This is a genomic window from Streptomyces sp. PT12, assembly GCF_003311645.1.
Lineage (GTDB): Bacteria > Actinomycetota > Actinomycetes > Streptomycetales > Streptomycetaceae > Streptomyces.
In genome coordinates, this window is sequence record NZ_QEST01000080.1 from 70577 (window position 1) to 93785 (window position 23209).

Sequence of the window (23209 nt, forward strand, 5' to 3'; positions counted from 1 at the left end):
CCGGGCGGCGGCCCCGGCGCCGTTTTAGCGTCGGGCCATGATCGAGCTGGCTGGCCTGACGAAGCGGTACGGACGCACGACCGCGGTGGAGGATCTGACGTTCTCCGTGCGCCCCGGCGTGGTCACCGGCTTCCTCGGGCCCAACGGCGCGGGCAAGTCCACCACGATGCGCATGATCCTCGGGCTCGACCACCCGAGCGCGGGTCAGGTCCGCATCGACGGGCGGCGGTACCACCAGCTCGCCGACCCGCTCACCCACATCGGGGCGCTGCTCGAGGCCAAGGCCGTGCACCCGGGGCGCACCGCCTACCACCACCTGCTGTGCCTGGCGCAGAGCAACGACATCCCGCTGCGCCGCATCGACGACGTGCTCGACCTGGTGGGCCTCTCGGCGGTGGCGAAGAAGCGGCCCAAGGGCTTCTCGCTCGGCATGGGCCAGCGCCTGGGCATCGCGAGCGCGCTGCTCGGCGACCCGCGGATCCTGATGTTCGACGAGCCGGTCAACGGGCTCGACCCCGAGGGCATCCAGTGGATCCGCACCCTGATGAAGCAGCTGGCCGCCCAGGGGCGGACGGTGTTCGTCTCCAGCCACCTGATGAGCGAGATGGCGCTGACGGCCGACCACCTCGTGGTCATCGGCCAGGGCAGGCTGCTGGCGGACACGTCGATGGCGCGGTTCATCGAGGAGAACGCGCGGACGTTCGTCCGGGTCCGCTCCCCCGACCACGAGCGGCTGCGCGAGGCGCTTTCGCGGGCGGGCGAGCGGCCGCGGCCTTGCCCCGACGGCAGCCTGGAGATCGAGGACGTGTCCGCCGCAAGGGTGGGCGAGCTCGCGGCCGAGAACGGCGTGGTGCTGCACGAGCTGAGCCATCAGCAGGCGTCGCTCGAAGAGGCGTTCATGCGGCTGACGCACGAGTCCGTCGAGTACCACGCGAGGGTCGGGCGATGAGCGCCGGGAACGCCCGCCGCGCGCTGCTCTCGGAGTGGACCAAGATCAGGTCGGTGCGCTCGACGCTGTGGACGCTGGTGACCGCGATCGTCGTCACGGTGGCGCTCGGGATGCTGATCAGCGGGCTCATCGGGCACAACTTCGACGAGCTCTCCCCCCATGAGCGCATGACGTTCGACCCGACGTTCATCAGCTTCGCGGGCACGTCGCTCGGCCAGCTCGCGCTCATCGCGTTCGGCATCCTGGTGGTGTCCAACGAGTACAGCACCGGCATGATCCGCGCCTCGCTGACCGCGGTGCCGGTGCGCGGGGTGCTGATGGCGGCCAAGCTCGCGGTCGCCGCCGCGCTGGCCCTGGTGGTGGGGATGGTCACCAGCTTCCTGGCGTTCTTCCTCGGCCAGTCGGTGCTGGGCGAGCACAGCACCGACATCGGCCAGCCAGGCGTGCTGCGCGCGGTGTTCGGCGGGGGCCTGTACATGGGGCTGATCGCGCTGTTCGCGATGGGGGCGGCGTGGACGCTGCGCAGCCCGATGCTGTCGTTCGGGATCCTCATCCCCTTCTTCTTCCTGATCTCCGGGATCCTGGCCAACGTGCCCGCCACGGAGAAGGTGGGCCACTACCTCCCCGACCAGGCGGGCTCGCGCGTCATGCGGGTCATGGACGACGGCGAGCAGCCCTACGGGCCTTGGGCCGGGCTGCTGATCATGACGATCTGGGTGGCGGGCGCGCTCGTCGCGGGCTATGTCGTCCTGCGGAAACGGGACGCCTGACACCCGCGCCCCGCGAAGCCGATAGGGTCTGGGCCCATCGGGGACGGGTTTTCGGCCATGACGGGGACACACGGGTGACAACATGATCGAGGCAGTCGGCCTGACCAAGAGCTATGGCGCGAAGACGGCCGTGTACAACCTGACCTTCAGGGTCCAGCCGGGCAAGGTGACCGGCTTCCTCGGCCCCAACGGCGCGGGCAAGTCGACCACCATGCGCATGATCCTCGGGCTCGACCACCCGACGGGCGGCAGCGTGACGATCGGCGGGTATCCGTACCGTCAGCTGCCCAACGCCCCGCGCCAGGTGGGGGCGTTGCTCGACGCCAACGCCAAGCACGGGGGCCGCAGCGCGCGGGCCCACCTGCTGTGCCTGGCGCAGCTGTCCGGCATCCCGGCCGCGCGCGTGGACGAGGTGCTCGGCGTGGTGGGCCTGTCGGATGTGGCGCGGCGGCGCAGCAAGGCGTTCTCGCTGGGCATGGGCCAGCGCCTCGGCATCGCGGCGGCGCTGCTCGGCGACCCGCAGGTGCTGCTGTTCGACGAGCCGGTGAACGGCCTCGACCCCGAGGGCATCCTCTGGGTCCGCACCCTGATGCGGCGGCTGGCGGCCGAGGGGCGGACGGTGTTCGTCTCCAGCCACCTGATGAGCGAGATGGCCCAGACGGCCGACCACCTCATCGTCATCGGCCGCGGCCAGCTGATGGCCGACCTGCCGGTGCGGGACTTCATCGCCGCCAACTCCACGGACTTCGCCCGCGTCCGCACCCCGGACGGCGAGGACGCGGCCCGCGAGGCGCTGGTCAAGGCCCTGGGCGAGGCGGGCGGCCAGGTGCACCCGGAGGCGGACGGCGCGCTCAAGGTCGTCGGCCTCGCGCTGCCGCGCATCAGCGACCTGGCGCACGAGGCGGGCACCAGGCTGTGGGAGCTCTCGCCGCACCAGGCGTCGCTCGAAGAGGCGTACATGCGGATGACGCAGGGCGCGGTGGACTTCCGCTCGACGGCGGACCAGCGCGTCGGCCTCGTCCAGCAGGCGCCCACGCCGGGGCACGCGCCCGGGTACCCGCCGGGCCACGCGCCGGGGTACGCGCCGCAGCAGCAGCCGTATGTGCCGACGCAGCAGCCCGTTCCGGCGCGGCCGCAGGCCGTTCCCGCGCAGCCGCCCGCCCCCGCGCCGCAGGCCGCGGGGGCGACGATGGCGCTCGGCGTTCCCGCCCTGCCGCCCCCGCCCCAGGGCGCGCCACCGCCGCCCGCCGCATCCCCCGAGCAGACGGCCGACTCCGTCCCTTCGAGCCCTCAGGACGCCCGATGACCGCCCCGATCCCGCTGCCCCCGCGGCAGCCCGCCCCCGCCTACCCCGCCCCCGCCTACCCCGCGCCGGGCTACACCGCGCCCGGCTACGCCTCGCCGATCCCCGTGGTCCGCACCCACATCGGGCACGCCATCGCCTCCGAGTGGACCAAGATCCGCACGGTGCGCTCGACGGTGTGGACCCTGCTGTGCATGTTCGTGGTCACCCTCGGCATCGGCACGCTGTTCGCGCTGTCGCTCAGCGGCGAGGACTACGTCGGGATGCCGCTGCTCGCGGGCGGCTTCTTCGGCCTGATGCTGGGCCAGCTCGGCATCATCACGCTGGGCGTGCTGGTCATCTCGTCCGAGTACGGCACCGGCATGATGCGCACGACGCTCACCGCGTGCCCGCGGCGCGGCCGGGTGCTCGCCGCCAAGGCGATCGTGTTCTTCCTGCTGGCGTTCGCGATGACGCTGGCCGCCGCGGTGCCGACGGCCCTGGTGCAGATGGCCGTGCTCTCCGACCAGGACGCCCCGAGCTACGCGGTGGACGACCCGGTGATGGAGAACTCGATCGTGGACGGCGAGGTCGTCGCGAGCACCGACCAGGTGCTCGGCGCGACCGTCGGGGCCGCGCTCTACGTCGCGCTGCTCGGCCTGCTCGCGCTCGCGGTGGGCGCGTTGCTCCGGCACTCCGCTGGCGCGATCACGACGATGCTGGGCGTCGTGCTGCTGCCACTGCTGACCGCGCTGTTCCTCTTCGGGGAGAGCCTCGCCGACCTGCGGGAGGCGCTGATCGAGTACTCCCCGCTCAACGGCCTCGCGTCGCTGTACGGCATCCCCATGATGGGCGACGAGCTCGACAGCGGCTGGCCGCTGCTCGGCCTGCTCGCGCTGGTCACGGGAGGGGCGCTGGCCGCCGCGTTCGCCCGGCTCAACGCGGGCGACGCCTGAACGCGCCGGGCGGCGGGGCCCGTTGACGGCGCTCAGTAACGGGGCGCGTTGCGCGATCGCAGAGGGCGGGTCCCCCTGCGATCGCGGGCGTTCCAGCAGGCGCCGTGCCAGTGGCGGCGGTCGTCCACCGCTCCCTCCCTCGGCCAGGAGACGACGTGCGGGACGCCGGGCGGGATCTCCTGGTCGCAGCCGGGGCAGCGGTAGTGCTTGGCCGCGGCGCCCCCGGTGACGCGGCGCACCACCCACTCCTCGCCGCGCCACGACTCCGTGTCCTGAAGGCCGTACTCGCCGCCTCGGCGGTCCTGCGGCTTCGCGGCGGCGCGGGGGCGGTTGCGGCGGGGGGACACGAGCACACCTCGGGGTCGGGAGAGGGCCTTCGGGGGGAGGGTCGGGGGCCAGGCGAGCGCCGCGATCCCGCCGTCGAGTGTACGCAGCGGCGTCGCGCGCACCGTCGTCGATCGTCCGCCGCCCCGTCGTCGATCATCGGAAAACTTCTCGCGCGACCGTGCCCCTGGCACGTGTCCCGCGTTAATGCCAATGGGTGAACGGCGCAGATCCGGTCCCCCAAGGACCACGGTGAGAGGGGCGACAAGCAGTGCGACCGATGCGGATGGGCACATTTGTGCTGGCCGGTCAGTATCCCGGGCAGAGCGACGCCGAGTCGCTGCGGCGGGCGATCCGGTGCGCCGAGGTGGCCGACGAGGTGGGGCTCGACGGGGTGTGGGTGGCCGAGCACCACTTCGTGCCGTACGGGGTGTGCCCCTCCGCGGTGACGCTGGCGGCCCATCTGCTGGGCCGCACCCGGCAGATCGGCGTGGGCACGGCGATCAGCATCCTGACCACGGCGCACCCGGTCGCGCTCGGCGAGCAGGCCGCGCTGCTGCACCTGGCGTCCGAGGGCCGGTTCACGCTGGGCGTCGGCAGGGGCGGCCCCTGGGTGGACCTCGAGGTGTTCGAGTCGGGCGTCGATGAGCTGACGCACGGCTTCCCCGAGTCGCTCGACCTGCTGCTGCGCTGGCTGAACGATTCGCGCGTGGGCGCCGAAGGGCCGCGTTACCGCTTCCGCGAGGTGAACGTAGTGCCGCGCCCCGAGTCGCAGCCGCCCATGGTGGTCGCGTGCACCTCGCCCACCACCGTCAGGCTGGCCGCGGAGCGCGGGCTGCCGATGCTGCTGGGGATGCACATCGGCGACGAGGAGAAGGCGGAGATGGTCGCCCTGTGGCGCTCGGCCGCCGCGGCGGCGGGCCACTCCCCCGAGGGCGACCATGTGTCGGCGGGCGTGGTGCAGGTCGCCGACAGCCATAGCGAGGCCGTCGAGACGCTGCGGCGCGCCCTTCCCGGCTGGCTGCGGCGGGGCCTTGGCGCGCACCAGACGCTGGACGGCGGGCCGCGCCGGATGCGCGACCCGCTGACCTACACGGAGCTGCTGTGCGAGCTGCACCCCGTCGGCGACGCGCGGTTGTGCGCTGACCGGCTCGCGGCCACCAGCGAGCGCACGGGGATCACCCGTTTCGCGCTGCTGGCCGAGGGCTCGGGGGACATCGCGCTCACCGAGCTGAACGTCAGGCGTCTCGCGGGCGAGGTGCTGCCGCTCCTGCCACACCGCCCAGGAGCGGCGGCGCGAGCGGCAGCACCCGGGACCGCGATCAGCAGTCCCGCAGCTCCGGCGACTGGTTGAGGATCTGGCTGCGGACCGAGGTGAACCGGGTGTGCGGCGCGTCGGACGCGGCGCCCAGCGGGAAGACCGCCACCCGGTGGCAGTTCTGGAAGGCCAGCTTCACCCCGAAGTGGCGCTCGAGGGCGCCCCTGATCGAGTCGCTGGCCAGGGCGCGCAGCAGCTGGCCACGCGCGTGCTCGTCGGGCGGAGGCGTGGTGTTGTCGGCGAAGTCGCCGCCGTCGACCTTGAGCCGGGCGACCAGGTTGCTGATCATGTCCCAGGCGAACGGCAGCGATGTTCGAACGCAGTCGACGAACTCGGCTTCGTCGACCTCGCCTCGCTCGGCCTGTTCCAACAGCGCCGGTGAGACGTCGAGCGACATGGTTTCTCCTCTCGCGACCCGGGCCAGGGGTCTCGCGGACGGGCCCGAGAGCATCGCCACCGCACAAGTCACCGCGCATTCTGTCCAGTTGGTTGAACGTCGGCGACGCCCCCGACCCACGTTAGGCCGCCGAGCCAGTACATGTCAGGGGAACGGGCGCATATCCGGCCACATCCGGATCCCTCCCGCCCCGCGCGTTCCAGGCGCGCCCGGCGTCCCGCGCGTCGCGCGGCCCAGGGCCCGCTTTCGGCCGGTCGGAGCTGTCGGTGTCAGCCTCTAGGCTGATCCCATGCGTCTCGTCATCGCCCGCTGCTCGGTCGACTACGCCGGACGGCTCACCGCCCATCTGCCCCTGGCCCCGCGGTTGATCCTCGTCAAGGCCGACCAGTCCGTCTCGGTCCACGCCGACGACCGGGCCTACAAGCCACTGAACTGGATGTCGCCCCCGTGCACGCTCAAGGAGAGCGCGCCGGACGAGGGCGAGGGCGCGGTGTGGACCGTGCAGAACAAGGCGGGCGAGAAGCTCATCATCACGATGGAGGAGATCCTGCACGACTCGTCGCACGAGCTGGGCGTGGACCCCGGGCTGATCAAGGACGGCGTGGAGGCGCACCTCCAGGAGCTGCTGGCCGACCGCATGGAGACCCTCGGGGACGGCTGGTCGCTGATCCGCCGCGAGTACCCCACGGCGATCGGGCCCGTCGACATCCTGGGCCGGGACGCCGAGGGGGCCACGGTCGCCGTGGAGATCAAGCGGCGCGGGGAGATCGACGGCGTCGAGCAGCTGACGCGCTATCTGGAGCTGCTGAACCGCGACCCGCTGCTCGCGCCCGTGTCCGGGGTGTTCGCGGCCCAGGAGATCAAGCCGCAGGCCAGGACGCTGGCCACGGACCGCGGCATCCGCTGCGTGACGCTTGACTACGACGCGCTGCGCGGCGTCGATGACGACAAGCTGCGCCTGTTCTGACGCCCGTCCCCGGGGGCCGCCGCTCTACGCGAACGGCTCCCAGGACGTCGTGCCCGTGCTGGCGCCCGCCGAGGGGCTGGCGCTCGCGGTGCCCTCGGTGGTCTCGGCGCCGCCCTCTTCGCCGCCACCGCCCTCCTCGCCGCCGCTCTGGTCTCCGCCGCCTTCCTCGGCGCCGCCGTCCTCCGTTCCGCCGTCTTCCGTGCCACCCTCCTCACCGCCGATAGCGCCGTCCTCCTCGCCACCACCGCCCTGCTCGGCGCCGCCCTCCTCGCCGCCGGGGTCGCCGTTGGTGCCGCCGCTCGACGAGCCGTTCGTCGGGGGGTCGTCCGGTGGGTCATCGGAGCCACCGGTCGAGCCACCGGTGGCGGTGCCGCCGCCCGAGGCGCTCGTGGCCGGGTCGGGCGGGGGGTTCTCGTCGGGGCTGTCGGGGGGTTCGGGGCTCTCGGACTCCTCGGCCGAGTCGGAGGGCGACGGGCTCTCGCTCTCCTCGGGCGACTCACTCGGCGACTCGGCGGGGTCGGTGTCGTCGTCGGTGGGGGTGTCGTCGAGCCGGGACGGCGTGGTGCGGCGGCTGTCGTCGGGCTCGGCCTCGTCGGAGTCGCCCCCGCCGATGCCGAGGGCCACAACGGTGCCGAGCGCGGCGAGCAGCAGCGCGCCCGCCGCCGCGGCGACCGCGTTGCGCCGGGGGCCCGCGGGGGCGGCGGGCTCCTTCGCGCCCGCGCGGTGGAGCATCTGGGTGGGGGTGTCGTCGGGCCCGAACGGTGGCGCCGGCGCCTTGGACACCGGGGGTATGCCCTCGGGTGGGGTGTGGGCGCGCGGCGAGGCCAGGTCGTCGACCAGCGCGAGGGCCCGGCGGCCCGACACCGCGCCGCGGGCGTCGGAGAGCACGCTGCGCAGCGTCGTCGACGCCTCCAACTCCACGCGGGCGCGGTCGAGTTGGCCCTGGACGATGGCGAGGACGCCCAGCTCGTGGTGGAAGTACGCCTGGTGGGCCACGTCGCCAGCGGCACGCGCCGCCTCCTGTCCGCTGCGCAGCACGCGCTCCCAGGCGCCCCAGCGCAGCGAGGCGGCGAGCGGCGGGGCCGCGGCGCGGGCGAGCGCGGCGACGGCGGCGGTGTGGCCCGCGCGCTGCGCCGATCCGACGGTGGCGAGCAGGGCTTCGGCCTCGGCGGCGACCGCGGCCTCGGTGGCCTCGGGCAGCGCGAGCCACCACGTGTAGTGGCGGGCGGCGGCCAGGGCGCGGTCGGCCGAGCCCTCGCCCATGCCGTCGGCGAGCAGTTCGCCCAGGAGGGCGGCGGGCACCCGGTGGCCCCGGCCGAACGGCGTGAGCAGCCCCGAGCCGAGCAGCACGTCGTGGTCGGCGGCGGTGACGGGGTGGCCCGTGAGGGCGGGCAGGCGCGCGGGCTCCGGGCACGCGCCGCCGAGCGCGACGGCGTGGCGCAGGATCTCGCGGGCGCCGTCGGGGAGCGCCCTGACGAGGGTCGCGGTCAGGGTGGCGGCGTCGGGCAGCGGCGTCACCGCGCCTTCGCCCCTTGCGCCGAGCACGGCGGCGGCCTGGACGAAGCGGAGCGGCAGCCCGTCGGTGTCGAACCACAGGTCGGCGGCCCAGTCAGTCTCGGCCTCGTCCAGCGGGCGCTCGATGGCGAGTTCGACGAGCTCGAGGGCGGCGGTGCGGCTGATGCCGCCGATGAAGACCTCGTCGAGGCGGGACTCGGAGACCGGCGGGGGAACGGTCGGCTCGGCGGCGATGAGGAACGCGCACTCCGGGGTGGCGTCGAGCAGTTCGTCGAGGGCGGCGCCGCCGAACTCCAGGTCGTCGAGGACGACGACGGCGCCGATCTGGCGCAGCGCGGCGGCCAGCTCGGGCCCGCCGGGGCGGTGGGCGGGGGCGTGGTGCACGGCGGAGTACAGCTCGTGCGACAGGTCCTGGGGCGTGCGGCGGTGGCCGTCGAGCCGTATCACGCCGTCGGGCGCCAGGTCGGCGCAGTCGCGCGCGACGGCGGCGAGCAGGGCGCTGCGGCCCGCGCCCGAAGGGGCGGTGACGCGGACGGAACGGCCGCGCGCCAGCAGGCGGTAGAGCCTGGCGCGTTCCTCGTCGCGCTCCAGCAGGGGCGCCGTGGGCGGCGCGTCGCCGTCCTGGCGCGCGAGCGCGCGGCGCGGGGTGAGGGGGCGGCGGCCTGGCGGGCAGGACTCGATCTCGCTGCCGTCCACCGGGTTGACGGTGAGCAGGAAGTCGCCCGCGACCAGCTCGACAACGCGCGCGGGGCCGTCATCTGCGGTCCCCGCGGGGGAGTTGAGGTCCATGGTCAGTGTCTCTCGGAGGCGGTGCGGCCGGGCGGCCGGTGGTGCCCACGCTACCGCCGCGTGTCACACACCCGGCGGCCGGAGCCACCCAACCCGCCCTTGTCTTCCGAGGATTATGAGGCGAAGGTGAGAATGCGGTGCAGGCGGGTGGCCACCAGCACGCGCCGCATCCGGGGCGGCACGTCGCGTAGCACCAGGCGGCGGCCGCAGCGGCCCGCCCTGCGGTGCGTGCCCATGATCACGCCAAGGCCCGTGGCATCCCACGAGTCCAGCTCCTTGAGGTCGAGTACGAGGTCCCCGTTGCCCGAGTCGACGGCGTGGTGCAGGGCCAGCCTGGCGTCCGCGGCACTGCGCACGTCCAGTCGCCCGCCGACGACCAGCTCCGCGTGGTCGCCCTTGATGTGCATAAACGCTCCCCGCTGCCCATGGGGCGACTGTTGACGACTGTGTCCCACCGTTAAAAGTGACAGTTCTCTTGGTCGTGAGTTGCTGGCTGTGTTCAAACCGATACCGAAATCACCCGTGGAGGTGATCAGGGGCGATCGGTGGGCGTGCCGCGCCGGGCCGTTCAGCGGGCGGGTCAGCGGGCGGGTCAGTAGGCGGGTCAGTAGGCGAAGAAGCCCTTGCCGCTCTTGCGCCCCAGATCCCCCGCGTCGACCATGCGGCGCATGATCTCGGGTGGCGCGAACTTGCCGTCGGCGGACTCGGTGTGGATGTTCTCGGTGGCGTGCATGAGGATGTCCACCCCGGTGAGGTCGGCGGTGGCGAGCGGGCCCATCGCGTGGCCGAAGCCCAGGCGGCACGCGGTGTCGATGTCCTCGGCTGTGGCCACGCCCGACTCGTAGAGCTTGACGGCCTCGACGACCAGCGCCGAGATGAGGCGGGTGGTGACGAACCCGGCCACGTCGCGCTCGACCACGATGCAGGTCTTGCCCGTGGACTCGGCGAACTCCCGTGCGGCGGCGAGCGTTTCGTCGCTGGTGCGGTGGCCGCGGACCAGCTCGCACAGGGCCATCACGGGGACCGGCGAGAAGAAGTGGGTGCCCACGACGCGCTCGGGGCGCGCGGTCGCGGCGGCGAGCTTGGTGATGGGGATGGCCGAGGTGTTGGAGGCCAGCACGGCGGTGTCCTTGACCAGCCCGTCCAGGGTGCGCAGCAGCTCCGCCTTGATGTCGAAGCGCTCGAAGACGGCCTCGACCACGATGTCGGCCTCCGCGGCGGCGTCGAGGTCGGTGGTCGTGGTCACGCGGCCCAGCGTCTCCTCGGCGAGCTGGGCCGTCAGCCCGCCCTTGGCCACGAACCTGCCGAGCGATGACTCCATGCCGGAGCGCGCCCTGGCCAGCGCGTCGTCCGTGAGGTCCCGCAGGGTCACCTCCCACCCGGCCTGCGCGGCGACCTGGGCGATGCCGGACCCCATGAGTCCCGCACCGATGACGGCGAGCTTCCTGGCCACGTGTGATCTCCTTCGATGCGCGGCGACCCGGACCCCGAAGCGTATCGATCCCGAGGGGCCGTCGGGTACGGAAGAGACGCGCGTCACGCCGTGGACACGTGGGGACACACGCGTCAGTCCCCCGCGGGGCGGCGGGCGTAGTCGAGCACGCGAGGGCTCATCAGCTCCTCGGCCACCGCCAGCTTCTCCAGCAACAGGGCGGCCGTCGCGTCGGGCGAGCGGCGTTCGAGCGCGCACGCGCCCGCCGTGCGGTAGAGGTCGGCCTGCAACGCCATCAGCTGCCCCGCGATCACCTCGGGAACGTGGTCGCCGCGCGCCGCCCCCGTCTCCTCGGCCAGCGTCTCCCTCAGCCGCTCGCCCGTCGCCTGCGTCATGCGCATGAACCGCGTCATCAGGGTCTCGGACCCCATGGCGACCCGCATGACCTCGTGGTGCCCCTCGTACAGGCCCACCCATGGCCTGCGGTCGACGATGTCGCGCCGCAGCCCGCGCAGCACGGCCTCGGCGGCCGACTCACCCCGCGCCCGGTGCCTGACCCAGCCGGAAGGGCGTTCGACGAGCGCGGCCTCGCGGTCGAAGAACAGCTCCTCCTTGGTCGGGAAGTAGTTGTAGACGGTGTTCACCGAGACGTTGGCCGCCTCCGCGACCTCGGCGACCGTGACCGCGTCGAAGCCGCGCTCCAGGAAGAGACCGGTGGCGACCTCCGAAATCTGTTGCCTGGTCTGGCGCTTCTTGCGTTCCCTGAGCCCGGCCATGACCTCATCGTAGCCATTCCTGACCAGCTCAGAACGTGAAACCCGGGGGACCTCGGGGCGCCACGCACCGCGCTCGGGCCCTACGCTCGGACCATGGTCAACCTCACCCGGATCTACACCCGTACCGGAGACACCGGCACCACGGCGCTGGGCGACATGAGTCGCACCGCCAAGACCGACCCGCGGATCGCCGCGTACGCCGACGCCAACGAAGCCAACGCCGCGATCGGCACCGCGCTCGCCATCGGCGCCCTCCCCGACGACGTGCGCGCCGTCCTGGTCCGCGTGCAGAACGACCTCTTCGACGTGGGCGCCGACCTGTGCACCCCCGTCGTCCCCGACCCCGAACACCCGCCGCTGCGCGTCGAGCAGAGCTATGTCGACCGGCTCGAGGCGGACTGCGACGCGTTCCTGGCCGGGCTGGAGAAGCTCCGCAGCTTCATCCTGCCGGGCGGCACCCCTGGCGCGGCCCTGCTCCACCAGGCGTGCACGGTGGTCCGCAGGGCCGAACGCTCCACATGGGCCGCGCTCGAGACCCATGGCGCGACGATGAACGCCCTCACCGCGACCTATCTCAACCGCCTCTCCGACCTGCTGTTCATCCTCGCCCGCACGGCCAACAAGGAGACCGGCGACATCCTGTGGGTCCCCGGCGAGAACCGCTGAACGCCCAGGCCCGCTGAACGCTCAGGCCCGCGACCGCCGTTCGGCCGCCGCCCCTTCGGCGGCCCCCTCGGCGGCCCCGCCCTCGGGCGCCTTCTTGGGCCACACCGTGTAGGTCAGGGCGATCAGCGCGTGAATGCCGAGGACGCGCAGGCCCGTCCACTGCCACGCGCGCAGCGCCTCGGTGCGGTCGGCGTCCGCGATGGCCCAGATCATCGTCTGGAGCGTCGCCAGCGCGATGACCACGGCGAGCAGCGTCATCGACCAGATCCGCCACTCGTGCGCCGCCCTGGCCGCGCCGTAACGCGGCGGCTTGGGCGGCCTCGGGGCGCCCGCGAAGCGGTGCGCGGCGTGCCCGTCCGCCCAGCGGATCACATAGCGCCCGTAGGCCACGGTGAACCCCAGGTACAACGCGGCCAGGCCGTGCGCCGCCGAAGGCTCGGCGCCGCGCGCCAGGTCCACCGAGGTGGCCGTCAGCAGCAGCACGTCGATCAGCGGCACGCACACCAGCAGCACGGCCCCGAGCCGCGGCCTCCGCAGCCCGTAGCGGGCCCCGAGCCCCGCGGCGAGCACCACCCAGAAGCCGACCTCGGCGGCGGCGATCAGTCCCACGATCATGGCGCGTCCTCCCTCGCTCCCCTCCACCCTGGCCGCTTCCCCGCCCCGCCACGTCGGCCCCCACGACGATTCGGGGGCGCGCGGCTGCACCGTTCGGACTACACCGTCCGACGGTGCCGCGCCCGGCCCCGACGTGCTGTGATGGAGCCATGTCCCGCCCCGCCCCGCCGCACCGCCACGACGTGTGGATCGCGCTTGCGGGACTGGCGGGCGGCCTGTTCGGGATCGCCTTCGGCCTGTACACCGTGAACCCCGGCCGCGACCACGGCCCCGCCGTGCTCGTCGGCCTGCTGATGATGTGCGGCGCCGAGCTGCTGCGCCGCACCGCGCCCGTGTGGGCGCTCGGCGTCGCCGTGGTCGCGCTGGTCCTCGACGTCGTCACGGGCGGCCTGCTCGCCGTGCTGGTGATGTTCACCGACGTGCTGTACGCCACGACGCTCTACGGCCCCTCCCGGGTGGCCAGGGCCCTGGCGCCCGGCAGCGTCGTCTTCTCCGTGGCCGCCACCGTGGGCACCCTCGCGTGGCTGCGCACGCCCGAGGCGCTGCTGCTCGGCGTGCTGGCCGCGGGGGTCACCGCGACGCCCGTGTGGACCGGGCTCATGCTCAGGCAGCACCGCGAGGCCGCGGCCGCCGAGCGGCTGCGCGCCGAACAGACCGCGCTGCTCGCCGAGATGGACCGCGCACAGGCGGTCGCCGCCGAGCGCTCCCGCATGGCGCGCGAGCTGCACGACCGCGTCGCCAACCACCTCTCCGCCATCGCCATCCACGCCACCGCCGCGCTGACCCTGGACGAGCGCGACGCCGCGCGCGACGCGCTCGGGGTGATCAGGGAGAACAGCACCCAGGGACTGGCCGAGATGCGCCGCCTGATCGGCCTGCTGCGCGAGGCGGGCGGCGGGCACGCCGTCGAGGCGTCGCCCAGCCTCGACGGCCTCGACGCGCTGCTGCGCCACGCGGAGCGAGCGGGCGCGGCGGGCGGCCTGACGTTCACGGGCCTGGACGAACGCCCACCGCGCGCCGCCCGGCTGTCCGCGCCCGTCGAGCTGGCCGCGTACCGCATCGTGCAGGAGGCGCTGGCCAACGCGGTCAAGCACGCCGCGCCCGGCGAGGTCACCGTGCTGCTGCGGCAGGACGCGAAGGCGCTCACGGTCACCGTCACCAGCCCGTTCCACGAGCGCACGCCGTCGCGCGCGCCCGGCGCGGGCGCCGGGCTCGTCGGGATGCGCGAGCGCGTCGACCTGCTCGGCGGCGCGTTCGCCGCGGGCCCCGCGGACGCGGACCGGTGGCGCGTCCACGCCGAACTGCCCCTGGGAGAAGGGAAGTCCCCCGCATGACCCCCATCAGGGTGCTGGTCGCCGAGGACCAGGCCGCCGTGCGCCTCGGCCTGGTGCTGATCCTGCGCAGCGCGCCCGACGTCGAGGTGGTGGGCGAGGCGGCGGACGGCGAGGAGGCGGTCCGCCTCGCCCGCGCGCTGCGCCCCGACCTCGTGCTGATGGACGTTCAGATGCCGCGGCTCGACGGCGTATCGGCGACCGCGCGCATCGCGGGCGACGGCCTTGCCGAGGTGCTCGTGCTGACGACGTTCGACTTCGACGAGTATGTCTTCGGCGCCCTGCGCGCCGGTGCGGGCGGCTTCCTGCTCAAGGACAGCGACGCGGCCGCCCTGCTCACCGCCGTCCGTGCGGTCGCCGCGGGCGATGGCCTGATCGCGCCCGCGGTCACCCGCAGGCTCATCGCCGAGTTCGCGCGCTCATCCCCCGCGCCCGCGCCCGCCGCCCCGCCGGGCGCCGACCGCCTCGCCGCTCTGACCCCGCGCGAGCGCGAGGTGCTCGCACAGGTCGGCGCGGGCCTGTCCAACGCCGAGATCGCCGCCCGGCTGTGGATGGCCGAGGCCACCGTGAAGACCCATGTCAGCCGCATCCTGCACAAGCTCGGGCTGCGCAGCCGAGTCCAGGCGGCCATCCTGGCCCAGGAGTCGGGCACCACCCCGGAGTGAGCGCCCCGAAGTAAGCGCCCCGAAGTGAGCGCCCACCTGGGCAACGCCCCGCCCCCACTCGGCCCATCACCGGGGGCGGCGCGCGCCGACGTCGCCACAGACTGAGGCCATGGCAGACCAGCACCAACGAAACGGCGGCCGCGCCTTCCGTGAGCGAACGCGGCTCCTCGGGCCCCCCGCCCGCGCGCGGCCCCTCGGGCGCGGCGCGCCGGGCGTGCAGACGCCTGGAGAAGCTGACGGGCCACCCGGTCGACGGCGTCTCGGCCGTGCACCGCGATAAGGACGGCTGGCGCGTGTGCGTCGACGTCGTCGAAGTGCCCCGCATCCCCGACACCACCAGCCAGATGGCCATCTACGAGGTCGAGCTGGACGAGGACGGGCGGCTGCGCCAGTGCTGAGGAGCAGCGCCATGACCGTTCCCACCGTCTACCGCCACGACGCGTGCCTCCCGCCGCGCACCGGCACCCTGTACGACGTCATCGAAGAAGAAGGCCGTGCGCGGCGCCGGTTCGAAGGTCAAGGAGGCCGTCACCGGCAAGGGGCGCAACGGCGGCAACGGGGCAACGGCGGCAACAGCGGCTCGAAAAGGAAGTCCCGCCACAAGGACGAGGAGGACTGAACGTGGCAGGTGCGCACGTGTACGTCTACGGCATCATCCGCGCGGGCCAGGAGCTGCCCCAGGGGCGGCAGGGCGTCGGCTCGCCCCCGGCCCGGCTGCGCAAGCTGTGCGAGCGGTCACTCGCCGCGGTGGTCAGCGAGGCGCCCGACAGCCTGCTGGCCCGCCGCCGCGACCTGCTGGCCCACCAGGAGACGCTGCTCGCGCTCGCCGATCAAGGGCCGGTGCTGCCCATGCGCTTCGGCGTGGTCTCCCCCGACGAGTCCTCGGTCGCCAAGCGGCTGGCCGAGGGCGAGCAGGAGCACTTGGACACGCTCGAACGCCTCGACGGGCGGCTCGAGATGAACCTCAAGGTGTTCTCGGTCGAGGACGGCCTGGCCGACCTGGTGCGCGAGGACGCCACCGTGCGCCGACTGCGCGAGGCCGCGCGGCGGCGCCCCGGATACGAGACCAGCGTCAGGCTCGGCGAGGCCGTGGCCGCTGGGCTCCAGCGCAGGGCCGCGGCCGCCGCGGCCGAGGCGCTGCGCGTGCTGACCCCGCTCGCCGAGACCACCGCGCCGGGACCCGACGTTCCCGGCTGCGTCCGGAGCGTCTCCTTCCTGGTGCCGCGGCACACCGTCGACGCGTTCCGCGCGGAGGCCACGCGCTGCGCCACCCGCCTGGTGGACCACGCCGACGTGCGGGTCAGCGGCCCGCTGCCGTGCTTCAGCTTCGTCCCCGCCACCGCCCACGACGGCGCGCCCGCCACCGCGGGGCACTGAAGGGGACTGCTCTCCGGCTGCTCCTGCTGCCGCCCGCGCGCGGTGTGGGCCGGGTGGCCAACCGCATCGCCGACGCCGCCGACCGCGAGTACCGCGCCCCCCGGGCCCGCCGATGGCGCGGCTCGCGGCGCTCCACCGCGAGCTGGAGCGCGGCGCGATCGACCAGGAGGAGTTCGAACGCCGGGAGGAGATCGTTCTCACCCGCCCTGAACGACTCCGCGAACAACTCCCCGCCGGAGAGACCAGCGCGTGCTGGCCGCGCTGGTGCTCACCGTGGTCGAATTGCTGCGCCAGCTCACCGAGCGGCAGGCGCTGCGCCGCGTCGACGCCGGTGACCTGACCGACGAACAGGTCGAACGCGTCGGCACCACGCTCATGCTCCTGGATGACCGGATGGGCCAGCTGCGCGAGCACTTCGGGCTGCGGCCCGAGGATCTCAACCTCGATCTGGGCCCGTTGGGGTCGCTCCTCCCGACGGACTCCTGACCGGCGACGGGGCCCGCGGCATCAATCATCCTTTGGTACAGACCTATTGACCCGTGGTCCAGACCACTCTACGCTCACGGCATCTGCAAGTGAGCGCGCCATGACAACACAGCGTGCTTACGGGCGGCGCAGATTTCCCCCCGATCTGTCCGACCGACCTCAGGAGCCTCCTTGTCGAGCCCCGCGACCTCCCCACGCTTCGGCCGCCTCTTCCGAAGAGTCGCCGCACTGCTGGCCGTGATCGCCCTTCCCCTCACCTTGGCGGCCCAGAGCGGCTCAGCCCAGGCCGCGGCCCAGCAGCCAGGTGAGCCCGTCAACCTCGGCTACTTCGCCGAGTGGGGCGTGTACGACCGCGGCTACCACGTCAAGAACATCGTCGACTCCGGTACCGCCGAGGACATCACCCACATCAACTACGCGTTCGGCAACGTCACAGGCGGTGAGTGCACCATCGGCGACTCCTTCGCCGCCTACGAACGCACCTACACCGCCGCCGAGTCCGTCAGCGGCCAGGCCGACACATGGGACCAGCCCCTGCGCGGCAACTTCAACCAGCTGCTCCAGCTCAAGGCGGCCTACCCCGACATCAAGGTGGTCTGGTCCTTCGGCGGCTGGTCGTGGTCCGGTGGCTTCGGCCAGGCCATGCAGGACCCGCAGCGGTTCGCCCAGTCCTGCTACGACCTCGTCAACGACCCGCGCTGGGAGGGCCTGTTCGACGGCATCGACCTCGACTGGGAGTACCCCAACGCGTGCGGCCTCACGTGTGACACCAGCGGGCCCGAGGCGTTCGAGGAGATGATGAGCACCTTCCGCGGCGTCTTCGGCGACCAGCTGGTCACCGCGGCGATCACCGCGGACGCCTCGGACGGCGGCAAGATCGACGCCGCCGACTACGCCGGAGGGGCCCAACACGCCGACCACATCGCGGTGATGACGTACGACTTCTTCGGCGGCTTCACCCCGGCCGGGCCCACCGCCCCGCACTCGCCGCTGACGTCCTACGACGGCATCCCCGCCGACGGCTTCAACAGCGAGGCCGCCATCGACAAGCTCATCGCCCAGGGCGTTCCCGCGGAGAAGCTGCTGCTCGGCATCGGCTTCTACGGCCGCGGCTGGACCGGCGTCACCCAGAGCGCGCCGGGCGGCACCGCCACGGGCCCCGCGCCCGGCACGTACGAGGCGGGCATCGAGGACTACAAGGTGCTCGTCAACAGCTGCCCGCCCACCGGCACCGTCGCGGGCACGGCCTATGCCCACTGCGGCTCCAACTGGTGGAGCTACGACACCCCCGAGACCATCGTCGACAAGATGGCGTGGGCCAACGACCGCGGCCTCGGCGGGGCATTCTTCTGGGAGCTCTCGGGCGACACCGCGGACGGCCAGCTGGTGAACGCCATCGAGACCGGGCTGGGCTGACCTCCCTCGTCACCCCACGCCCACGAACGGGCCGGACAGGCGGACCGCCCCCGCCTGTCCGGCCCTCGGCGTTTCCGGCCCTCGGCGTTTCCCGGGGCGTCGGGGCCGCGGCGGCTCAGGGGCCTCAGGGGCCTCAGGGGCCTCAGGCGACGTTGACCCGCTGCCCGGGAGGCGCGGCCTCAAGCCAGGCGAGAAAGCCGGTCAACGCGTCCTCGCTCATGGCCAACTCAACGTCGCGGCCGTCGTGCCGACAACTCAGCACGACGGCCCCTGGCAGCAGCGCCAGCTCCTCCTCACCCCGCGGGTGACGGCGGTTCCGCACCTGGATGCGGTCGCGCTGGAGCGAACAGCGCGGACGTGGCGCGTACGAGAAGACGCGGAACCACTCCACATGGTCGCCGTTGTAGCGGGCCACTCCGTAGAGCCAGCCCTTCCCCGGCGACTGCCCCGAGCGCGGCGGCGCGAACCGCGCGCTGCAGTCGAACGTCCCACCGGGGCGCTGGATCAGCCGCCGTCTGGCGCCGAAGGCGAAAAGGCCGAGGACGAGGGCGAGCAGCACCGAGCCGATCACCACGAACAGCGCGAGGACCATCTCGACCGACCTCCTCGCCTGTGGTGTCCCTGTGTGCCCGGTGCCGCGACCCTCTCCACGTCTCCGTGCGTGTCAGTGCCCCGCCGACACGGCCGCGAGCCGGACGCCGGCGCGGCGCTCGGCCGCCTCGTCCTGCTCCGCCCGCGCCTGCTCACGCGCACGCTCGGCGCGCTCCACGTCGATCTCCTCCGCCAGCTCGGCGATCTCCGCGAGCAGCGACAGCTTACCGTCCGTGTACGAAAGGAAACCGCCGTGCACCGCGGCCACGACGGTGCCATCGCCGGTCGCGCCCGTGGTGCGGATCGTCACCGCGCCGGGGCGGAGAACGGCGAGCAACGGCTGGTGCCCCGGCATGATGCCGATGTCGCCCGAGGTGGTGCGCGCGACGACCAGGCTGGCCTCTCCCGACCACACCTGACGGTCGGCGGCGACCAGCTCGACGTGCAGCTCAGCCACGATGGCTCCTCATTCCTGGGAGTGGTCCCTGTCTGATCGAAGGATAGTTGGCCTTCACACGCGCCCGGGGGGCGGGGTCGCATGACCCCGCCCCGCCGGGTACCGCGCTCGTGGCGTCAGGAAACGCCCAGCTTCTTGGCCTTGGCCTTGAGGTCGTCCAGGCCACCGCACATGAAGAACGCCTGCTCGGGGAAGTGGTCGTACTCGCCGTCGGCGATCGCGTTGAACGCGGCGATCGACTCCTCAAGCGGCACGTCCGAGCCGTCAAGGCCGGTGAACTGCTTCGCCGCGTGGGTGTTCTGCGACAGGAAGCGCTCGATCCTGCGGGCCCGGCTGACCGTGAGCTTGTCCTCCTCGCTCAGCTCGTCCATGCCGAGGATCGCGATGATGTCCTGGAGGTCCTTGTACTTCTGGAGGATCCCCTTGACGCGCGAGGCGCACTCGTAGTGGTCCTGCGAGACATACCGCGGGTCGAGGATGCGGGACGTGGAGTCCAGCGGGTCGACGGCCGGGTAGATGCCCTTCTCCGAGATCGGCCTTGAGAGCACCGTGGTGGCGTCCAGGTGGGCGAACGTGGTGGCGGGCGCCGGGTCGGTCAGGTCGTCCGCGGGCACGTAGATCGCCTGCATCGAGGTGATCGAGTGGCCACGGGTCGAGGTGATGCGCTCCTGGAGCACGCCCATCTCGTCCGCGAGGTTGGGCTGGTAGCCCACCGCGGACGGCATGCGGCCCAGCAGCGTGGAAACCTCGGAACCGGCCTGCGTGAAGCGGAAGATGTTGTCGATGAAGAACAGCACATCCTGCTTCTGCACATCGCGGAAGTACTCCGCCATGGTCAGGCCCGCGAGCGCGACGCGCAGCCGGGTGCCCGGCGGCTCGTCCATCTGCCCGAAGACCAGCGCGGTCTGCGGGAGCACGCCCGACTCGTCCATCTCCACGATCAGGTCGTTGCCCTCACGGGTGCGCTCGCCGACGCCGGCGAACACGGAGACGCCCTCGTGCAGCTTCGCCACACGCATGATCATTTCCTGGATGAGCACGGTCTTGCCCACGCCCGCGCCGCCGAACAGGCCGATCTTGCCGCCCTTGACATACGGGGTCAGCAGGTCGATGACCTTCAGACCGGTCTCGAACATCTCGGTCTTCGACTCGAGCTGGTCGAACGCCGGGGCCTGGCGGTGGATCTCCCACCGCTCGCCGATCTCCGACTCGGCCTCGGGCTCGTTCAGGATGCGGCCCAGGGTGTTGAACACCCGGCCCTTGGTCACGTCGCCCACCGGCACCGTGATGCCCGCGCCCGTGTCGGTCACCGGGGCCTGGCGGACCAGGCCGTCGTTGGGCTCGAGGGCGATGGTGCGCACCAGGCCCTCGCCCAGGTGCTGCGCCACCTCGAGGGTCAGCGTCTTGCTCTCGCCCTCGTGCGCCGGGTCGGCGATCTGCACATGGAGGGCGTTGTAGATCTCCGGCATGGTGTCGACGGGGAACTCCACGTCGACGACCGGTCCGATCACTCGGGCGACACGGCCCGTCGCGGCCCGTTCGGTGGCCGCCTCAGCAGTGGTCATGGTTAGCGTTCACTCCCCGCGCTCGCGTCGGCCAAGGCGCTCGCGCCACCGACGATCTCGGTGATTTCCTGGGTGATTTCGGCCTGGCGGGCCGCGTTGGCAAGCCGCGTGAGCGACCTGATCAGCTCCTCGGCGTTGTCCGTCGCCGACTTCATCGCCCGCCGCGTCGCCGCGTGCTTGGACGCGGCCGCCTGGAGGAGCGCGTTGTAGATGCGGCTCTCCAGGTAACGCGGCAGGAGCGCGTCGAGCACCTGCTCGGGCGACGGCTCGAAGTCGTAGAGCGGGTGGATGCCCGGGCCGTGCTCGAAGACCTCGGCGGAGTCCTCGGCGGACTTCTCCAGGGTCAGCGGCAGCAGCCTGCGCTCGACCGGGGTCTGGGTCATCATCGACTCGAACTCGGTGTACGCGATGTGGATCTCGTCCACGCCGCCCTCGTCCGTGTCGCGGCCCAGCGCCTCGATCAGCGGCGCGGCCACGCGCTTGGCGTCGGCGTACTCGGGGTTGTCGGTGAACCCGGTCCAGGACTGGGTCACCTTCCGCTCTCGGAACGACAGATAGGCCAGGCCCTTGCGGCCCACGACATAGCTGTCGACCTTGAGGCCGCGGCTGACCAGCTCGCCGGTGAGGTGCTCGTTGGCCTTGATGGCGTTGCTGTTGTACCCGCCGGCCAGGCCGCGGTCGGAGGTGATCAGCAGCACCGCCGCACGCCTGGGGCGCTCCGCCTCCGTCGTCAGCGGGTGCTTGACATCCGAGCCGTGCGCCACCGCCGTCACCGCGGCGGTCAGCTCGTCGGCGTACGGCTTGGAGGCCGCCACCTTGCGCTGCGCCTTGATGATGCGGGACGCGGCGATCATCTCCATCGCCCGCGTGATCTTCTTGGTGGCGGTGATGGACTTGATCCGGCGCTTGTAGATCCGAAGCTGAGCGCCCATCGTCAGCCCTCGCCCAGCAGCTTGCCGTCCGAGGTCTGGAACTGCTGCTTGAAGGAGTCGACCGCGGAACGGATGGCCTGGAGGGTGTCGTCCGACATCTTCCCGCCCTCGCGGATCGACGTCATCAGGTCCTTGTGCTCACGGTGCAGGTAGTCGAGCAGCTCGCGCTCGAAGCGGCGGATGTCGGAGACCGGGATCTCGTCCATCAGGCCGTTGGTGCCCGACCAGATGGAGACGACCTGGTTCTCCGTGGGGTACGGGCTGTACTGCTCCTGCTTGAGCAGCTCCACCATGCGCTGGCCGCGCGCCAGGGCCGACTTGGACGCGGCGTCCAGGTCGGAGCCGAACGCGGCGAACGCCTCGAGCTCGCGGTACTGGGCCAGGTCCACGCGGAGCGAACCGGTGATCTGCCGCACCGCCTTGTGCTGGGCGGAGCCGCCGACGCGGGAGACGGAGATGCCGACGTTCAGGGCGGGGCGCTGGCCCGCGTTGAACAGGTCGGACTCAAGGAAGCACTGGCCGTCGGTGATGGAGATCACATTGGTCGGGATGAACGCGGAGACATCGTTCGCCTTGGTCTCGACGATCGGCAGCCCGGTCATCGAGCCGCCGCCCATGTCGTCGGAGAGCTTGGCGCAGCGCTCAAGCAGCCGGGAGTGCAGGTAGAAGACGTCGCCTGGGTATGCCTCGCGGCCCGGCGGGCGGCGCAGCAGCAGGGAGACGGCGCGGTAGGCGTCGGCCTGCTTCGAGAGGTCGTCGAAGATGATCAGGACGTGCTTGCCGTCGTACATCCAGTGCTGGCCGATGGCCGAGCCGGTGTAGGGGGCGATGTACTTGAAGCCGGCCGGGTCGGACGCCGGGGCGGCGACGATGGTGGTGTACTCGAGCGCGCCCGCCTCCTCCAGCGCGCCGCGCACGGACGCGATCGTGGAGCCCTTCTGGCCGATCGCCACATAGATGCAGCGGACCTGCTTGTTCGGGTCGCCCGAGCGCCAGTTGTCGCGCTGGTTGATGATCGTGTCCACGGCGAGGGCGGTCTTGCCCGTCTGCCGGTCGCCGATGATCAGCTGGCGCTGGCCGCGGCCGATCGGCGTCATGGTGTCCACGGCCTTGTAGCCGGTCTCCATGGGCTCGTGCACCGACTTGCGCTGCATGACCGAGGGAGCCTGGAGCTCCAGGGCGCGGCGGCCCGCGGTCTCGATGTCGCCGAGGCCGTCGATGGGGTTACCCAGCGGGTCGACGACCCGGCCGAGGTAGCCGTCGCCGACCGCGACGGAGAGCACCTCGCCGGTGCGGCGCACCGACTGGCCCTCCTCGATGCCGCTGAACTCACCGAGAACGACGACGCCGATCTCCCGCTCCTCGAGGTTGAGGGCGAGGCCGAGCGTGCCGTCCTCGAAGCGCAGCAGCTCGTTCGCCATGGCCGAGGGCAGCCCCTCGACACGTGCGATGCCGTCACCGGCAACGCTGACCGTCCCGACCTCTTCCCGCGAGGCCGCGTCCGGCGCGTACGACTGGACGAAATTCTCCAGCGCGTCCCGGATCTCATCCGGCCGGATCGTGAGCTCCGCCATCTGGGTTCCCTGCTCTCCTTGTTGGGCCCGTAAGTTATGTCTACGGCCCCAGCCGGGCC

Annotated in this window: 26 protein-coding genes and 1 pseudogene; 15 read left to right on the forward strand and 12 right to left on the reverse strand. The window is 72.5% G+C overall.

Features of this window, described 5'->3' with window-relative positions; genetic code table 11:
- The first annotated feature begins 37 nt into the window (after positions 1-37).
- The 4 genes from DEH69_RS08135 (at position 38) to DEH69_RS08150 (ending at position 3957) form a co-directional block, all read left to right on the forward strand.
- Positions 38-949, forward strand: a complete 912-nt coding sequence (locus DEH69_RS08135; protein WP_113686219.1) for an ABC transporter ATP-binding protein — start codon at positions 38-40, stop codon at positions 947-949.
- Entirely contained in the window at positions 946-1719 is a 774-nt protein-coding gene (locus DEH69_RS08140) for an ABC transporter permease (RefSeq protein ID WP_113686220.1), read from the forward strand. The genes DEH69_RS08135 and DEH69_RS08140 overlap by 4 nt, the downstream gene beginning before the upstream one ends.
- An 82-nt stretch (positions 1720-1801) precedes the next feature.
- On the forward strand, positions 1802-3025 hold the full coding sequence (locus tag DEH69_RS08145) for an ABC transporter ATP-binding protein (protein WP_113686221.1): 1224 nt from the start codon (positions 1802-1804) through the stop codon (positions 3023-3025).
- On the forward strand, positions 3022-3957 hold the full coding sequence (locus tag DEH69_RS08150) for an ABC transporter permease (RefSeq protein ID WP_113686222.1): 936 nt from the start codon (positions 3022-3024) through the stop codon (positions 3955-3957). The genes DEH69_RS08145 and DEH69_RS08150 overlap by 4 nt, the downstream gene beginning before the upstream one ends.
- A 32-nt stretch (positions 3958-3989) precedes the next feature.
- Here the strand turns inward: DEH69_RS08150 and DEH69_RS08155 are convergent, their stop codons facing one another.
- Positions 3990-4304 carry an ATP/GTP-binding protein gene (locus DEH69_RS08155; RefSeq protein ID WP_113686320.1) on the reverse strand — a complete coding sequence of 105 codons (315 nt, stop codon included), beginning with the start codon at positions 4302-4304 and terminating at the stop codon, positions 3990-3992.
- Between the two features lie 257 nt (positions 4305-4561).
- Between DEH69_RS08155 and DEH69_RS08160 the strand changes: the two genes are divergently transcribed.
- On the forward strand, positions 4562-5635 hold the full coding sequence (locus tag DEH69_RS08160; protein ID WP_113686223.1) for an LLM class flavin-dependent oxidoreductase: 1074 nt from the start codon (positions 4562-4564) through the stop codon (positions 5633-5635).
- Here the strand turns inward: DEH69_RS08160 and DEH69_RS08165 are convergent.
- Positions 5604-5996 carry an SCO5389 family protein gene (locus tag DEH69_RS08165; RefSeq protein ID WP_113686224.1) on the reverse strand — a complete coding sequence of 131 codons (393 nt, stop codon included), beginning with the start codon at positions 5994-5996 and terminating at the stop codon, positions 5604-5606. The genes DEH69_RS08160 and DEH69_RS08165 overlap by 32 nt on opposite strands.
- Before the next feature lie 289 nt (positions 5997-6285).
- Between DEH69_RS08165 and nucS the strand changes: the two genes are divergently transcribed.
- A complete protein-coding gene (gene nucS / locus DEH69_RS08170) occupies positions 6286-6963 on the forward strand; it encodes an endonuclease NucS (protein ID WP_113686225.1) in 678 nt (225 codons plus the stop codon).
- Positions 6964-6987: 24 nt separating this feature from the next.
- Here nucS and DEH69_RS08175 read toward each other — a convergent pair whose 3' ends face one another.
- The 4 genes from DEH69_RS08175 to DEH69_RS08190 all read right to left on the reverse strand — a co-directional run bounded on the left by DEH69_RS08175 (position 6988) and on the right by DEH69_RS08190 (position 11475).
- Positions 6988-9267 (reverse strand): ATP-binding protein, encoded by a 2280-nt coding sequence (locus tag DEH69_RS08175; RefSeq protein WP_113686226.1) that lies wholly within the window; start codon positions 9265-9267, stop codon positions 6988-6990.
- A 113-nt stretch (positions 9268-9380) separates the two neighbouring features.
- A complete protein-coding gene (locus tag DEH69_RS08180; RefSeq protein ID WP_113686227.1) occupies positions 9381-9674 on the reverse strand; it encodes an STAS domain-containing protein in 294 nt (97 codons plus the stop codon).
- Between the two features lie 197 nt (positions 9675-9871).
- Positions 9872-10720 (reverse strand): 3-hydroxyacyl-CoA dehydrogenase family protein, encoded by an 849-nt coding sequence (locus DEH69_RS08185; RefSeq protein ID WP_113686228.1) that lies wholly within the window; start codon positions 10718-10720, stop codon positions 9872-9874.
- 113 nt (positions 10721-10833) lie between these two features.
- The gene (locus DEH69_RS08190) at positions 10834-11475 is read right to left on the reverse strand and encodes a TetR/AcrR family transcriptional regulator (protein ID WP_113686229.1); all 642 of its coding nucleotides are present in this window, start codon (positions 11473-11475) and stop codon (positions 10834-10836) included.
- 93 nt (positions 11476-11568) lie between these two features.
- Between DEH69_RS08190 and DEH69_RS08195 the strand changes: the two genes are divergently transcribed.
- Positions 11569-12141: a cob(I)yrinic acid a,c-diamide adenosyltransferase gene (locus tag DEH69_RS08195; RefSeq protein ID WP_113686230.1), complete on the forward strand. Its 573-nt coding sequence runs from the start codon at positions 11569-11571 to the stop codon at positions 12139-12141.
- Between the two features lie 21 nt (positions 12142-12162).
- Here DEH69_RS08195 and DEH69_RS08200 read toward each other — a convergent pair whose 3' ends face one another.
- Positions 12163-12756 carry a hypothetical protein gene (locus tag DEH69_RS08200; protein WP_113686231.1) on the reverse strand — a complete coding sequence of 198 codons (594 nt, stop codon included), beginning with the start codon at positions 12754-12756 and terminating at the stop codon, positions 12163-12165.
- A 149-nt stretch (positions 12757-12905) separates the two neighbouring features.
- Between DEH69_RS08200 and DEH69_RS08205 the strand changes: the two genes are divergently transcribed.
- The 8 genes and pseudogenes from DEH69_RS08205 to DEH69_RS08240 all read left to right on the forward strand — a co-directional run bounded on the left by DEH69_RS08205 (position 12906) and on the right by DEH69_RS08240 (position 18031).
- On the forward strand, positions 12906-14090 hold the full coding sequence (locus DEH69_RS08205) for a sensor histidine kinase (RefSeq protein ID WP_113686232.1): 1185 nt from the start codon (positions 12906-12908) through the stop codon (positions 14088-14090).
- Positions 14087-14752 carry a response regulator transcription factor gene (locus DEH69_RS08210; protein ID WP_113686233.1) on the forward strand — a complete coding sequence of 222 codons (666 nt, stop codon included), beginning with the start codon at positions 14087-14089 and terminating at the stop codon, positions 14750-14752. Before DEH69_RS08205 ends, DEH69_RS08210 begins: the two co-directional genes overlap by 4 nt.
- Before the next feature lie 149 nt (positions 14753-14901).
- Positions 14902-15150 carry a gas vesicle protein gene (locus DEH69_RS08215; RefSeq protein ID WP_113686234.1) on the forward strand — a complete coding sequence of 83 codons (249 nt, stop codon included), beginning with the start codon at positions 14902-14904 and terminating at the stop codon, positions 15148-15150.
- A gap of 11 nt (positions 15151-15161) precedes the next feature.
- The gene (locus DEH69_RS08220; protein ID WP_113686235.1) at positions 15162-15371 is read left to right on the forward strand and encodes a hypothetical protein; all 210 of its coding nucleotides are present in this window, start codon (positions 15162-15164) and stop codon (positions 15369-15371) included.
- A gap of 2 nt (positions 15372-15373) precedes the next feature.
- On the forward strand, positions 15374-16129 hold the full coding sequence (locus DEH69_RS08225) for a GvpL/GvpF family gas vesicle protein (protein WP_113686236.1): 756 nt from the start codon (positions 15374-15376) through the stop codon (positions 16127-16129).
- A 112-nt stretch (positions 16130-16241) separates the two neighbouring features.
- Positions 16242-16469 (forward strand): gas vesicle protein GvpG, encoded by a 228-nt coding sequence (locus tag DEH69_RS08230; protein ID WP_258534528.1) that lies wholly within the window; start codon positions 16242-16244, stop codon positions 16467-16469.
- A pseudogene (locus DEH69_RS08235) lies at positions 16373-16615 on the forward strand (gas vesicle protein K); the annotation flags it as partial. The gene DEH69_RS08230 and the pseudogene DEH69_RS08235, both read left to right, overlap by 97 nt.
- A gap of 171 nt (positions 16616-16786) precedes the next feature.
- Positions 16787-18031 carry a glycoside hydrolase family 18 protein gene (locus DEH69_RS08240; protein ID WP_258534529.1) on the forward strand — a complete coding sequence of 415 codons (1245 nt, stop codon included), beginning with the start codon at positions 16787-16789 and terminating at the stop codon, positions 18029-18031.
- A gap of 142 nt (positions 18032-18173) precedes the next feature.
- Here DEH69_RS08240 and DEH69_RS08245 read toward each other — a convergent pair whose 3' ends face one another.
- The 5 genes from DEH69_RS08245 to atpA form a co-directional block, all read right to left on the reverse strand.
- A complete protein-coding gene (locus tag DEH69_RS08245) occupies positions 18174-18623 on the reverse strand; it encodes a DUF2550 domain-containing protein (protein ID WP_113686239.1) in 450 nt (149 codons plus the stop codon).
- Between the two features lie 72 nt (positions 18624-18695).
- A complete protein-coding gene (locus tag DEH69_RS08250) occupies positions 18696-19079 on the reverse strand; it encodes a F0F1 ATP synthase subunit epsilon (RefSeq protein WP_113686240.1) in 384 nt (127 codons plus the stop codon).
- A gap of 116 nt (positions 19080-19195) precedes the next feature.
- Positions 19196-20644, reverse strand: a complete 1449-nt coding sequence (gene atpD / locus DEH69_RS08255; RefSeq protein WP_113686241.1) for a F0F1 ATP synthase subunit beta — start codon at positions 20642-20644, stop codon at positions 19196-19198.
- Between the two features lie 2 nt (positions 20645-20646).
- Positions 20647-21576 carry a F0F1 ATP synthase subunit gamma gene (locus tag DEH69_RS08260; protein ID WP_113686242.1) on the reverse strand — a complete coding sequence of 310 codons (930 nt, stop codon included), beginning with the start codon at positions 21574-21576 and terminating at the stop codon, positions 20647-20649.
- A 2-nt stretch (positions 21577-21578) separates the two neighbouring features.
- On the reverse strand, positions 21579-23150 hold the full coding sequence (atpA, locus tag DEH69_RS08265) for a F0F1 ATP synthase subunit alpha (protein WP_113686243.1): 1572 nt from the start codon (positions 23148-23150) through the stop codon (positions 21579-21581).
- Positions 23151-23209 lie beyond the last annotated feature (59 nt).